We start from the raw sequence: 12,894 nt of genomic DNA, 5'->3' as shown, positions 1-12,894 counted from the left end.
GACTTCGTCCACCCTTGACTTTGGAGCCTCTGCGGCCCCTGAGGCAGCGCTAAGGGGCAGGCTCCGCCTGCCCCGCCCCGGGTCGCGCCACCCCACCGCCCCCGAACCAGCGGGCCAAGTCAGGGGCCCCGGCATTGGAATTGGGGTGCGGGGATGGCGATCCCTTGCTTGAGTTGCGCCGACGCGGTCTGGATGTTGACGGCGTCGACTCATCCGCCGACAAGCTGGAGCGTCTCGGTCGCCGGGCCCGCGAGTCTCCATTCGCTGGTGGAACGCGGTCGCCCTGATCCCGTTGGCGTCGCTGCGCGGTATCCGCGCCTACCTTGCCGAGAAGGGCACAGCGCTGGTCACCTCTTCGTTCCTCCGCCGATGCGGCCGGGCACGCACGGCGGTCGGCCCTGACGGCGCCGAGCTTCGAGTGTCCGTACTTGCCGAGGAACGCGACGAGGTCGCGCGGACCCAGACGACGCTGTTGCGCTACGAGCGCCACCATGGCGCTGACCGTTCCGTGGTGGAGCGTCCGTGGGTACTGCACTGGTACTCGAGGTCTGGATTTCAGGCACTTGCTGCGGCCGCTGGGCTGACCGGCACTGCGGTCACGGACGCCACGGAGCCCCAGTCCCCGCCAGCGCGACCGACTTGAGCTTCCGTCTCAAAGCCGACGCCTGATCCTCTGCTTCGGTCTCTCCCCAGGGGCGGTCTCGTTCTGCTGTGCTTGCCTGAGTTGGCTGCGGCCGAGGGGATGACTGATGCAACGGGCATGCCGGTTCGCCCGAGATCCGGATTGGATTCGGACGAACCGGTGGCGTGGAGGGTGGGGCGGGTTATGCGGCCCAGTTGGCGGTGTCAGGCGGGCTGATCGTGCCCGGTGGCCCGCTGCCGGTCCGGGTTCTTGATCGTGCACCCGGTGGTGGTAGCAGCCGGTAGACGTATCGCCCGTCGGGATCTTTGCTGATCCCGATCTGGTTCGGGCTGGTGTGTTTGAAGCGGTTGTGCCATCCGCAGGTCAGCGCGAGCTGATCAATGTCGGTGGGTGAGTGTCCAAGGGCCCAGCCGTTGACGTGGTCGACTTCGCACAACGTCCCGGGGATCTCACACTCGCGTACCGCGCAGGTCGGGTACTGCGTCTCCAGTACCTGTCGTTGGGCGGCGCTGGCGAACCGTTCCCGGTACCCCAGGTACAGCGGGGTGTGGCCGCGTCCGAGCAGGAGGGGTGACACTCCGGCCGCTAGGGCGATGCGGCGGGCTTGGGCGGCGGGGATGGGTGTGCCGTCGGTGAGGCGGGCGGGGGTGTTGCCGCCGGTGAGGGTGTCCAGGTCGCAGATGACGGTGACCTTGGTGGCCTTGTGCCCGCCCGACAGGACGCTGGACAGCGCGGCGGCGGTGCGCTCGCCGACGTCGCGGTGGTCGTCGGGCCCGGCCGGCTTGGCCAGGGGTGCGAGGGTGCCGTCCCAGATCGCGGCGTCTTCGGCGTTCAACCAGCCCTTGATGTAGCGGCCGCCGTCCAGGGAACCGGTGCTGGTGATCCACGACTTGGCGTACCCGCGCTTGGCATCCTGGCCGGGGGTGGTCTCGGTGCCGTCGCGTTCGGCGATCACGTCGCAGATGCGGCGGCCGAACACCCCGACTTTCGCGGCTGAGAAGCCTTGGTCGACGAAGCTGAGCAGGGTGGTCTCAGCCTGAGCGCAGTCGGTGTCTTCCAGCCGCGCCACACTCTGCGCGACCGTGGCCGCATACCCGTAGGACAGTTCCCCGGTGGCGAGGCGTTCGGCGACCTGGGGGAGGCGGTGCCGCTGGCGGGCGAGGATGAGGCGTTCGGTGGTGCGGTTCTCCCGCATCCCCAACCGCGACCGCAGCCACGCCCGCGTCGAGGGGAACCCCCACCGCTTCTGCTCCCCAGTGACATCGACTCGGCGAATGAAACCGGCCAGGGCGCTTTCCTGCATATCGCAGGCGGCGGCCAAGGTCTCGGTGAGTTCCAGGCACGCGGCCGCCGATTCCGGAGCTTCGCGTTGGGCGAGTTCAGCGGCGATCGCTGAGACCGCGTCCACCAATTGTGCGGTGGACGCGGCGTCAAGGTCGACCGTCACTGATTGCATAGGTAAAGCATACCCTACGTGGCCGACAAATGTCGGCTCAACCGCCTTTTATTTCGGCGCTCTGAAGAAAGGTATGGATTGTCGTTTTGTGGGGGTTTGTGAACACGCGTACGTGGGTGGGTGGTGGGGTGGCGCGACCCGGGGCGGGGCAGGCGGAGCCTGCCCCTTGAGCGCGGCCCCGTACGCCAGCGCCACCCCACCACACGAACACCCTTTACTTCAAACGTTTGAACACCTTCCAGTGAACACCCTCCCTGTCCCGCGTTGGCAGGATGGGAGGCGCAAGGTTGTCGGCAGAATTCAAGCAAGGATCGATCTGGCCACCGCTTCTATATGGACGACTTCCAACGACGGTGATCGTTCAGGTTCGCCAAGTCGTCGGGCGTCGGGCCGCGGTGTGGACGTTGGTCACCTGTTCCGGGGTGAGTACGCGGCCGCGGCGGCGTAGCCAGCGGTGGAACGACTTCACGTCGGGTAGGACGGTGACGTCCTTCGGGCCGCCGTTCCGGACGGTGAAGCCTTTTGCGCCTACGAACACGACGACCGCGTGCACCGGGACATGGCGTCCGCAGGCATCGGTCAGCAGTGCCCGTGCGCGCTTGGCCTCGTGGCGTGAATTGCGCAGGTAGTCGACCTTGGTGCCGCCGACCATCATGCCGTTCTCCGCGACCCAGACCTTTCCGCGTGTGCTCTTGGTGTTGACGGTGACGACGCCGAACGGTCCGATGAGGACGTGGTCGATGTCGGCGCCGTTGCGTCCTACGGGAACGGCGTGGAGGACGTGCCAGCCGTGCTTGCGCGCCCATTTGTCGAGCTTGGCGCCCACGGTCCGTTCGGCCTTGGCGCCTACCGCGAAGTTCCGGGACTCCGTGCGGACGCCGAACATTGCGGCGAGCCATGTCCGCCAGTCGCGCAGCTCGTCGGCTCGGGCCTGCGCGGCGGCGCCGGCCTGGTTGTGCCTCAGGTCGACGTCTGGTTCGGCGGTGGTCGGCGGCTCTTGGGATGGCGAGGCGGTCGGCGCCGGGGGCAGGGGCGGCGGGGGTTCGTCGAGGTTGTGGCATTCGGTATGGACGGCGTCCCAGAACGGCGTGGCGAGTTCGGGGAGGTCGAGCTCGTGGCGGCCTGTGCGGACGTCGTACCAGCCGACCTTCTGTGCGCCGCGCGACACGTAGATCCGCAGGTGACCGTAACGGCGCCAGGTCTTCGTTTCGAGATCGTCCACGACGGGCCCCTAACGCGATCTCTGACGGACCTTGGCAGCTTAGGTCACGGCGACGCTGCGGGCCGGGGAATCTGGAAGCTTGGCTGCGGGCTTCTGGATGGGTCGGGCTAGCAAATGGCCTCCGCGCGGGTCAGGGGAGAATCGATGTCGGCCTCGGTAGTGTGGGCGTCTGGGAGGCGGTCGATGGGGACGGTTGTTGTCGGCATCATCGGGACTGGAAATGGACGCGGAGGGACTCGTTGACCGACGTCAAGGGGCGCGTTTACAGCGAATACCTGCGGGCCGTAGGGCGAGTCATGCCCAGGCCCTGTCGGGGCAGCGGGGGCGTCCGGACGATGCCGCGCGGGACGCCGGCGTGGTCGCGTCCGTGGGGGAGGACGTCGACCGACGCCGGCGCGCGCGTCGACCTGTTCAAGGCTGATCTCGACATTCCGGTCGAGGGTGGGGGCGCGGAGCGGGTCAGCGGCGGGCGGTGATGCGGGTGGGGAGGGAGGCGAAGCCGCGGTCGTTGGAGGAGTGGATGCGCTGCGCGCCGTCCTCGTCGATCTCGTAGTCGGCGACGACGGCGGTGACCTCCTGGAGCGCGATGCGGGCTTCGAGGCGGCCGAGGTTCGCGCCGAGGCAGTGGTGGCGGCCGTTGCCGAAGGCGAGGGACGGGCCGGTGTCGCGGTCGAGGTCGAAGCGGTCCGGGTCGGGGAAGACCGAGGGGTCGCGGTTGGCGGCGCCGGTGAGCAGGAGGACCTTCGCGTCCGCGGGGATCTTGACGCCGTGCAGTTCGACGTCCTCGGTGGTGGTGCGGGCGAGGACCTGGGAGGTCGGGTCCCAGCGGAGGGTCTCCTCGATCCAGTCGTCGATGCGGCCGCCGAACGCGCGGGCGCGCTCGGAGGGGTGCAGCCAGGCGGCGTGCCAGGCGTTGCCGAGCGTCAGCATGGTGGTCTCGATGCCGGCGCCGACGAGCAGGATCAGCACGCCGACGATCTCCTCGGGGGTGAGGCGGTCGTCGCCGTCGGCGGCGTCGAGCAGGCCGGACAGCAGGTCGCCGCGGCGTTCCTTCGCGCGCTCGATCGTCAGGTCGGTGTAGTAGCCGACGAGGGCGCCGATGGCCTGCAGCGCCTCGGGCGGCAGGTCGTCGCCCTCCTCGCCGCGGTACATGATCGCCATGCCGAGGTCGCGGACCATGCCGCGGTCGGCCTCGGGGACGCCGACCAGTTCGGAGATGACGTCGGTGGGGAAGCGGCCGGCGAAGTCGGTCATCAGGTCGAAGGCGTCGCCGTCGAGATGCGGCCGGACGCAGTCGCGGGCGATCTCGCGGATGCGGGGTTCCAGTTCCTGGACGCGGCGCTGGGTGAAGGCGCGCGAGACGAGGCCGCGCATCCGGGTGTGCTTGGGCGGGTCCATGGCGACGAAGGAGAAGAACTTCTCCGCCTGGGGGCCCCAGAACGCCGGTTCGATGCGCAGCCCGTTCCTGCTGGAGAAACGCGCGGAGTCGCGGAGTGCGGACAGAACGTCGTCATGCCGGGACAGCGCCCAGAAGTCGTCCGTTTCGTTGCGATGGACCGGTGACTTTTCGCGCAGTTCCGCGTACACCGGGTAGGGGTTTTCCTGAATCGCGAAGTCGAAGGGGCTGTAGAGGGGTTCCACCGTGTGCCTTCCCGGGTAGCCGATGCGCGATGGACCGATCCTGCCACGCATAATGGTGTCCTGGCATTTCACTTCCGTCGCGGTTTCGCGGCGGACGACGAAGCGAGGCCGCCGTGGACACCGAGCGAGTTCCGCCGGGCATCGACCCGACGAAGGCGCATCCCTCCCGCCGGTACAACTACTGGCTCGGCGGCAAGGACAATTTCGCGGTCGACCGGGAATCGGCGGAGATGGTGGCGTCGGCGTTTCCCACGGTGAGCCTGGCCGCCCGGGAGAATCGCGCGTTCATGCGCCGGGTGGTCGGCCACCTGGCGGGGGAGGCGGGGATCGGGCAGTTCCTCGACATCGGCACGGGGCTGCCGACGGCGGGGAACGTGCACGAGATCGCGCAGGCGATCGAGCCGTCGGCGCGGATCGTCTATGTCGACAACGACCCGATCGTCCTGGTGCACGCACGCGCGCTGCTGACGAGCGAGCCGCGGGGGCGGACGGCCTACATCGACGCGGACCTGCGCGACCCAGAGAAGATCCTCGCCGACCCTGACCTGCGGCGGACCCTGGATCTGTCCCGGCCGGTCGCGCTGATGCTGGTCGCGACGATGCATTTCATCACCGACGACCACGACCCGTACGGGATCGTCCAGCGGCTGCTCGGCGCGCTTCCGCCGGGCAGCCACCTGGTGATGACGCATGCGACCGGCGACTACCTCACGCCGGAGGAGTACGCGGTGAGCGTGGAGGCGAACGAGCGGAGCGGGGTGCCGTTCCGGCTGCGCAGCCGCGAGGAGTTCGCGCGCTTCTTCGACGGCCTCGAACTGCTGCCGCCGGGTGTCGGCTCGGTCGTGGACTGGCGCCCGGAGCAGCCGGCGGAGGACCGTCCGGCGATCGAGGACGTCTCGATGCTGTGCGCGGTCGGCCGCGTTCGCTGACCCTTGGACGGCCCCGACGTCAGGACTCCAGGACGGAGCGGATGACGTACCGGGCGTTGGCCGAGATGATCGGGTTCGTCGCGCGGTAGTACGGCAGCTGGATCACGGCCATCGACAGCGCCCAGCCCCGGCCGCGCAGCCAGGACGCGTCGTCGGCGTCCATCGCGTCCCGGAAGGCGGGGCGCGCCTCGGGCGGCAGCAGGTTCCAGGCCGGGATCAGGTCGCAGGCGGGGTCGCCGACGCCGGCGGTGGCGAAGTCGAGGACGCCGGTGAGGCGCCCGGCCGCGTTCACCAGCAGGTTGCTCGGCATGAGGTCGGAGTGCAGCCAGCGGGGCGGCCCGGTCCAGGCGGGGGCGCGGAGCGACTCGCCCCAGGACGACTGGATCGCGTCCGCGTCGAACGGCTCGTCGGTGCGCCTGAGCTGGTCGATGGCCGACCGCATCTCGGCGTCGACGGAGGCTAGCGGACCGCCGCGGTAGGCGGTCGGCCCGCCCGCGACGCCGGTGCCGCGCAGGGCCAGGACGAAGCTGGCGAGGTCGCGGACCAGGTCCGCGGTGGCCTGCCCTTCGACCGGCGATTCGCCGTCGAGCCACCGGTGCACCGCCCACGGCCAGGGGAAGCTCTCGGCGGGCCCGCCCGTCCCGGTGACGACCGGGATCGCGACGGGCAGGCCGGGCGCGAGCCGCGGCAGCCACCGCGCCTCGCGCTCCAGCGCCCGCACCCCGCCCGCCGTCAGCGGCAGCCGGACGGACAGCGCGGAACCGAGCCGGTAGACGGCGTTGACGGTCCCGCCGGACACGACTCGCTCGACCGGCAGCTCCGCCCACTCCGGGAACCGGCCGCGCACCAGCCGGCGGACGAGGTCCGCGTCCGTCTCGGCCTCGTCGGCGTGCATCTTCGCCATCGGGCCAGCAGACCCGAGGCCGTTCCGGCGGGTCAATCGAATTAGGTGAGGGGGAGGACGCGGCGGGCTTCGGCGTGGGCGTGGTCGTGGATCTCGAGGGCGGCGGCGAGCGCGGCGTCCAGGTCGTCGAGGGTGCGTTCGACCAGGTCCAGTGCGTCGCGGGCGCGTTGCAGGCCGGACGACTTGACGAGGGAGCCGCGGGCCAGACCCTCCAGGAGGGCGCGGTCGGCGTCGCGGTAGAGGGTGAGCGCGGGCATCAGCCGTTCGGTGTCGGCCTTGAGGGCGGTGAAGCCGTCGGCGGCGGCGGCGAGTTCGGTGGTCCGGGACTCCAGGGCGGCGCGTTCGTCGGTGAGGCGGCGGCGCGCGTCGGTGAGGCCGGCGTCGGTGGCGGCGGCCTTCTCGACGGTCTCCCGGAGCCGCTCGTCCAGCCGTTCCAGCTGCGCGCCGGTGAGCCGGAGCAGGGCGGCGGCGGACGCGCCGAGCTCTTCCTCCGCGTCGCGGGCGGCCTGGAGCGCGGGCATCCGGGCGGCGAAGGCGTCGCGCTGGGCGCGGAGCGCGTCGAGGTCGTCGCGGAGGCCGTCCAGGCGGCGCAGTTCGGCGAGTTCGGCGCGGACGGCGGCGTGCTCGCCGGCGGTGGCCTTCATCGCGTCCAGGACCGGGCGCAGCTCGGAGAGGCGGCGGTGGTCGGCGGCGAGGTCGGCGCGCATCCGGGCGAGTTCGGTGGTCGTCTCTTCGAAGTGGGCGACGAGGTCGCGGCCGAGGTCGCCGCGGCGGGCGAGGGCGGGCATCGTCTCCAGCAGCTCCGGCAGGTCGTCGAGCGCCTCGTCCAGCCCGGACACGAACCGGAGCGCGGCAAGGTCGTCGCCCGGCGGGACGGCGCGGGCCTTCTCCAGCGCGGCGGCCAGCGCGGCCTTCAGGGCGGCGAGCGCGTCGGTCATCGGGCGGGCCTTTCGAGGGGGACGGGCACCGGTTCGGCGTCCGGCGCGAGGGGGAACAGCGCGACGACGGGCCCGCGGGTGGCGGCGCGCAGCCCGATCCGGTACGCGCCGGGCGGCAGCGCGCCGGCGCGGCAGGGCGCGGGACGGCCGTCGACCTCGACCGGCAGCGTCCCGGTGTCGTCGAGCATCAGCGACGGGGCGCCGAGCGCGGGTTCGCGGCGGTGGCAGAGCAGCAGGTCGCGGCCGTTGAGGGCGGCGAACCGGCCGGGCCGTCCGGGCACGCCGATCTCGGCCTCGGTGGGCAGCCCGTCGCGGATCCGGTGGATGGGCAGCCGGACGTCGGGCAGCGGCGCCTCGCGGAACAGGCCGTCCGCGATCAGCGCGGCGCCCTCGACGGCGGCATGCGGGCCGAGCCGGAGGGCGTCCGGCAGCACCTCGGCAACGAGCGGGAATTCGGCGAAGCCACCGGTCAGTACAACGCGCGCCGTCCCGGACGGCCAGCGGCCCGCGAGGGCGGCGAGCCGCGCGCCGATTGGCTCGAACGCCTCCAGCAGCGCGCCTGCGGTGATCTCCAGGTCACCGGCGCGCAGCGCGAGCGCGTTCCGGAACAGCGCCTTCTCGCGGGCGGTGGCGAGGACGGCGGCGAGCCGTTCGGCGTTCTGGGCGGCGGACGCCGCGAACTCCCGCCGGTGCCCCGGCGCCACCGCCTCGGCGAACGCGTCGCCGCCCGCGCCCGCGTCGAAGGCGCCGTCCACCAGCCGGACGGAGTCGCCGAAGACCTCGCAGAGCCCGACGCCGGCGCCGGACGCGCCCGCGTCGCAGACCAGGTAGCGGCCGGGACCGGTGCGCGCGGCGGCGTGCGCGGCGACCGCGGCGAACCGGCCGATCAGCGTGGCCGGTCCGGCCGGCAGGACGGTCGCGTGCAGCAGCTCCTGGCGCGCCAGTCCGGCGCCGTGGTCGCGCCAGTGGTCGGGCACCACGCAGGTGACCTGCCGTCCGGTGCCGGCGGCCCGGGCCAGCACCCCGGGAACCGCGTCGGGCGGCGGCGTCTCGATGACGGTGAGCCCGGCGGCGGTCCGGATCCGGGTGGTGGCGGTCCCGACGTCGACCGCCGCCGTCACGACTTGCCGCCCCGGATCCACCGGCCGGGCTTGGACGCCTTGACCAGCTGCTGCGCCCATTCGGAGATCCGCCTCAGCCGGTCCCGGGTGTCCTCGCCGATCAGCACCTCGTCGTCCTCGCCGGGCCCGGCGGTGACGTCGATCAGCAGCAGCCAGAAGTCGATCTCGGCCACGGCCGTCGCGGCGGCGCGGGTGCGCAGCTCCGGGCCGAGGGTGTTCACCCGCGCGAACGTGCGGGCCAGGTCCAGGGCGCGGTTCATCGCGTCGGGCGCGCCGAGCTCGCCGAGCGACAGCCGCACCTCGTCGACGATCTGGACCACGGCGGCGCCGGTCAGCTCCAGCGGGCCGTCCAGCAGCATGCCGACGATCCGGTCGTTCGGCACGCCCCGCGCCATCTCCTCCGCGCACAGCCTGCCGACGTGGTCGGCGGGCGCGTTGTACGGCAGGTTCGTCAGCACCGTCATCAGGGACTCCTTCGCGAGTTCCGGGAAGCGTTGCGCGGCCTCGTGCCACCAGACCTGGTACTCCGCGACGGCGTCGAGGCCGGGCACGCGCGCGCGGGCGGCGAGCATCGCCTTCGCCAGGGGACGGCCGTCGGCGGGCGGCCCGGCGGTGAGGTCGCGGGCCAGCAGCAGGACGGCCTCGGCGCCGCCGGGCGAGGCGGCCCAGCCGCCCGCCCGCAGCCAGGTCGCGAGGGCCTGGCGGCGCCGGTCGGCGCGCCCCTCCGGCATGGGCAGCCCCCATACCGAATGGAACCCCTCCCGGTAGCGGGGGTGGTCCGCGGCGGAGCCGCCGGTCACGTGGTGCGGCGGCTCGCCGAGCCACAGCAGCAGGCCGTCCAGGACGCCCCGCTCGGCCGGGTCGGACGTCTGCGCGCTCGTCAGCCGGCCCTTCAGCCGCAGCGCGTCCCCGGCCGGGATCCGGTCGAGCGCGGTGAGCCAGCCGGTGATGCCCCGCAGCACCAGGCCGAGGCGCCGGGCCTCGGCGGCGAGGGCGAGCACGTCGCCGACGCAGGCGGGGTCGTGCCCGGCGAGCTGGGCGAACCTGCCGGCATCGACCGGGGTCAGCGGCGTGAACAGCAGGAGCCGGAACAGGCCGAGCAGCGACTCGGGCAGGTGGTGGGTGAGCCGCTCGTACCAGGCCTGGAGCGGCCCCGCCGCGCCTCTCCCCAGGGCGGTCATCAGCGCGCACACGACGCGCGGCGTGCGGGGCAGCACGGCGAGCGTCTCGGGCCACTGCGGGCCGTCCGGAGTGACCGACCAGGGGCCGATCACGTCCAGGACGAGCTTCCCGGCGGCTTCCGCGCCCGCCTCGTCCGCGCCGCGCTTGGGCGGGGCGATCAGCGCCGCGAGGAGCGCGTCGGCGCCTCCGAGGTCGCTGGCGAGGTCGAAGTACGGCAGCGCGCGGTTCGCGCGTTCGCCGGGCGGGACGTTCCCGCCGTCCCACAGGAGCCCGCGCACCGCCGCGCACAGCTCCCGGAACGGCGTCACGGTCGTGCCCGCGATGTCCGTCCAGCATTTGCGCAGCAGCGGGACGTCCCCGGGGGCGCGTTCCTGGACCAGCGCGTTGAGGATCTTGCGGGCGCCCGCGTCGCCGAGTTCCCGGTAGCGGCCGCCGTCCAGCAGTTCCCGCAGGTCGGCGGGGTCGTGCGTGCCGCGCTCGACCGCCCGCAGCACCGTGACGGGCCAGTCCAGCGAGCCGAGGACCCGCACCGCCAGGCCGGGGTCGGCGTCGGCGAGCGGCTCGGTGGCGTGGGCGAGGTGCGCGATGACGTCCTCGTGCGAGCGGCCCCGCTCCCCGAGCAGGTCGGCGAGCATGTCCGCGTACGCCCGGCCGGGCGTGTCCTGCTCCGGCAGCCGCGGCGCCTGCCAGTCCAGCTCGGCGGTGCGCTCGCGGACCTGCCGCGCGAACGCCAGCGACACGTTCCGGTTGCCGCTCTGGTCCCAGGTCGCCGCGCTGAACCGGGTCCGCCACCCGTACGGCAGCAGGCTCGCGACGGCGTCGAGGAACTCCAGCCGGTCCAGGACGGCGAGGTCGCCCGCCCCGGTCACGGTGACGGGGCCGTCCAGCAGCAGCGCCGCCGCCGCCGCGACCCGCTGGACGCCGAACCGCCGGACCGCCGCGGCGGGCCGCGCCGGATCGAACGGCGGGACGCGCAGGTCCAGACCGTCGGACGGGAACGGCGGCGCGAGGGCGGCCAGCGCCTCGCGCAGCCCGGTGAACGACACCGGCGACCCCCGCAGCGCCTCGTACGGCACGCACAGGTAGCGGGTCTCGGCGATGGGACGGCCCGCGCCGTCGGCCTCGCCCGTCCAGTCCTCCAGCGCGACGCCGATGCGGGTGCCGTCGTCGGCGCCGCGCACCTCGCTGATGGTGATCCACGGCAGCGCGGCCGGGCCGGACCGTCCGGGCGACGGGGTGCCGAGCGCGTAGTGCCGCAGGATGTGCGCGTAGTCGGCGGCGGAGAAGTCGGGGCCGCCGCAGCCGGTGACGCGGTACTCGTCGTAGCTGCCCGGCGGTTTGCCGCGGATCGCCCATCCCGCGCGCAGCGCGGTCACGGACTCGTTCATCGCGGTTCGCCCACGTTCCCGGCCAGCCACATGACCGGCTCCAGCACGTTGATCGGGGCGACGTCGCCGCGGATCCGGAACCGGTCCTCGCCGCTCAGCCCGTCGCCGCCGTCGGACTGCTCGGCGATGTTCAGGTAGTCCTCCGGCTGGAACCGGTTCTCCAGCGGGTCGCGGTAGAAGCCGATCGCGGACGTCACGAAGTACCGGGTGCGGGTCTCGCCGAAATGCGAACGGATGCCCCTGAGCAGCGAGTTCACCGGGTCGTGCGCGTGCGTCCCGCGGTAGAGGTCCTGGAAGAACTCCAGCGCCCGCGTCTCGTCCACCCGCGGCATCCCGAAGATGCTCGCCGGCGGCGTCACGTAGCCGAGCCGCACGGCCCGCTCGTACACCTCGGGATGGTCGAACTTGGTGATGCAGACGGCCAGGTGGTGCGGCAGCTTGTGGTCGACGCCGCTGGTCCCGGCCAGCTCGGAGATCTGCAGCACCGTGCGCTGGAAGAACGCGTAGGCGTCGTTCATCTCCCGCTCGCGGGTCGGGTCGAACAGGAACAGCAGCCCGTCGCAGCCCGCCAGGTGCCGGACGAGCCGCTCCTCGGCGTCGCCGCCGCCCCCGCCGGACCCGCCGTCGTCGGATCCGGAGGAGCTGCTGAACCGCAGCCCGGACGACGGCTCGGGCGCGGCCCGGTCCTCCGGGCGGCTGCTGAACATGCCGCCGGGGGCGTCCATCATGTCCAGCATCACCGTGTACGGGACGGGGCGGCGCCGCTTGAAGCGCAGCTTGCCGACGTTCTGCCGCACCTTCCGGATGTGCGTGCCGTGCAGCTGCCAGGCCAGGTTCGGCGGCAGCTCCCGGGTCGCCGGGACGAACCGCCGCTCGATCTTCAGCTGCCGGGTGGTGTCGGCGAGGAACTCGGTGGACGCGCGGTTGCAGCCGACGAGCCGGACGTCGTGCCCGCCCTCCTCGGCGGCGATCCGCAGCGCCGCGAGGAACGTCGTCTTCCCGCAGGTCGGCGCGCCCCACAGCCCGATGCGGCGGGGCGGCTCGGGCGCGGGCGGCGGCGGCCCGGCCGGCGCCTCGGGGCCGGCGTCGCCGGACCGTGCTTCCTCGGACCGGGCTTCCTCGGGCGGGGTGGGTGCGGTCATGGCGGGCCTTTCACGGGGTCGCGCGTGCGGTGCGGTGCGGTGCGGTGTCAGGAGCGGTGCGGTGTCAGGGGCGTGCGGGTCAGGGGACGAGGGGAAAGGGCAGCGGCGGGGCATCGTCGCCAGGCAGGACGCCGAGGATCTTGGCGAGCGCGGCGGCGTCCACGGAGTCGAGGCCGGCGCGGTGCGCGGCGCCGAGCGCCTCCCACTCGGGGGCGTCCGCGTCCCGGTGCCGGCCGCCCCGCGGCGACGCGTCGCGCGGGGCGGGCGCGTCGGTCACCGCGACGAGCCGCACCCCGGCCGCCTCCATCCGGGTCGCCGCGTGCCGCCA

General features: G+C 73.0%; 11 protein-coding genes. 2 read left to right on the top strand and 9 right to left on the bottom strand.

The genetic code is table 11. The annotated features are described in order from the left end of the window. The first annotated feature begins 134 nt into the window (after positions 1-134). On the top strand, positions 135-287 hold the full coding sequence (locus ABD296_RS50775) for a methyltransferase domain-containing protein (protein ID WP_407061585.1): 153 nt from the start codon (positions 135-137) through the stop codon (positions 285-287). A gap of 537 nt (positions 288-824) precedes the next feature. Here the strand turns inward: ABD296_RS50775 and ABD296_RS46865 are convergent. The 3 genes from ABD296_RS46865 to ABD296_RS46855 form a co-directional block, all read right to left on the bottom strand. Next, positions 825-2,099, bottom strand: coding sequence for an HNH endonuclease signature motif containing protein (locus tag ABD296_RS46865; RefSeq protein WP_344284096.1), 1,275 nt, complete (start codon positions 2,097-2,099; stop codon positions 825-827). A 361-nt stretch (positions 2,100-2,460) separates the two neighbouring features. Then, a complete protein-coding gene (locus ABD296_RS46860) occupies positions 2,461-3,321 on the bottom strand; it encodes a nuclease-related domain-containing protein (RefSeq protein WP_344284093.1) in 861 nt (286 codons plus the stop codon). A 459-nt stretch (positions 3,322-3,780) separates the two neighbouring features. Further along, positions 3,781-4,962, bottom strand: coding sequence for a cytochrome P450 (locus ABD296_RS46855; RefSeq protein WP_344284090.1), 1,182 nt, complete (start codon positions 4,960-4,962; stop codon positions 3,781-3,783). Between the two features lie 113 nt (positions 4,963-5,075). Between ABD296_RS46855 and ABD296_RS46850 the strand changes: the two genes are divergently transcribed. Next, positions 5,076-5,891, top strand: coding sequence for an SAM-dependent methyltransferase (locus tag ABD296_RS46850; RefSeq protein WP_344284087.1), 816 nt, complete (start codon positions 5,076-5,078; stop codon positions 5,889-5,891). A 19-nt stretch (positions 5,892-5,910) separates the two neighbouring features. Here the strand turns inward: ABD296_RS46850 and ABD296_RS46845 are convergent, their stop codons facing one another. From ABD296_RS46845 to ABD296_RS46820, 6 genes are all read right to left on the bottom strand, one after another. Beyond that, positions 5,911-6,795 (bottom strand): aminoglycoside phosphotransferase family protein, encoded by an 885-nt coding sequence (locus tag ABD296_RS46845; protein WP_344284084.1) that lies wholly within the window; start codon positions 6,793-6,795, stop codon positions 5,911-5,913. 41 nt (positions 6,796-6,836) lie between these two features. Further along, positions 6,837-7,733, bottom strand: a complete 897-nt coding sequence (locus ABD296_RS46840) for a hypothetical protein (RefSeq protein ID WP_344284081.1) — start codon at positions 7,731-7,733, stop codon at positions 6,837-6,839. Beyond that, positions 7,730-8,854 carry a hypothetical protein gene (locus ABD296_RS46835; RefSeq protein ID WP_344284078.1) on the bottom strand — a complete coding sequence of 375 codons (1,125 nt, stop codon included), beginning with the start codon at positions 8,852-8,854 and terminating at the stop codon, positions 7,730-7,732. Before ABD296_RS46835 ends, ABD296_RS46840 begins: the two co-directional genes overlap by 4 nt. Continuing rightward, complete coding sequence (locus ABD296_RS46830) at positions 8,851-11,424, bottom strand: hypothetical protein (protein WP_344284075.1); 2,574 nt, start codon at positions 11,422-11,424, stop codon at positions 8,851-8,853. Before ABD296_RS46830 ends, ABD296_RS46835 begins: the two co-directional genes overlap by 4 nt. Beyond that, the gene (locus ABD296_RS46825) at positions 11,421-12,566 is read right to left on the bottom strand and encodes a DnaA/Hda family protein (protein WP_344284072.1); all 1,146 of its coding nucleotides are present in this window, start codon (positions 12,564-12,566) and stop codon (positions 11,421-11,423) included. The genes ABD296_RS46830 and ABD296_RS46825 overlap by 4 nt, the downstream gene beginning before the upstream one ends. A gap of 79 nt (positions 12,567-12,645) precedes the next feature. After that, the coding region (locus ABD296_RS46820) for a hypothetical protein (RefSeq protein ID WP_344284067.1) at positions 12,646-12,894 on the bottom strand (249 nt) is incomplete at its 5' end.

It is taken from the genome of Actinomadura napierensis (genome assembly GCF_039529375.1).
GTDB lineage: Bacteria > Actinomycetota > Actinomycetes > Streptosporangiales > Streptosporangiaceae > Spirillospora > Spirillospora napierensis.
The sequence above is the reverse complement of the archived record's forward strand: the minus strand, read 5'-3'. Positions and strand labels throughout refer to the sequence as shown.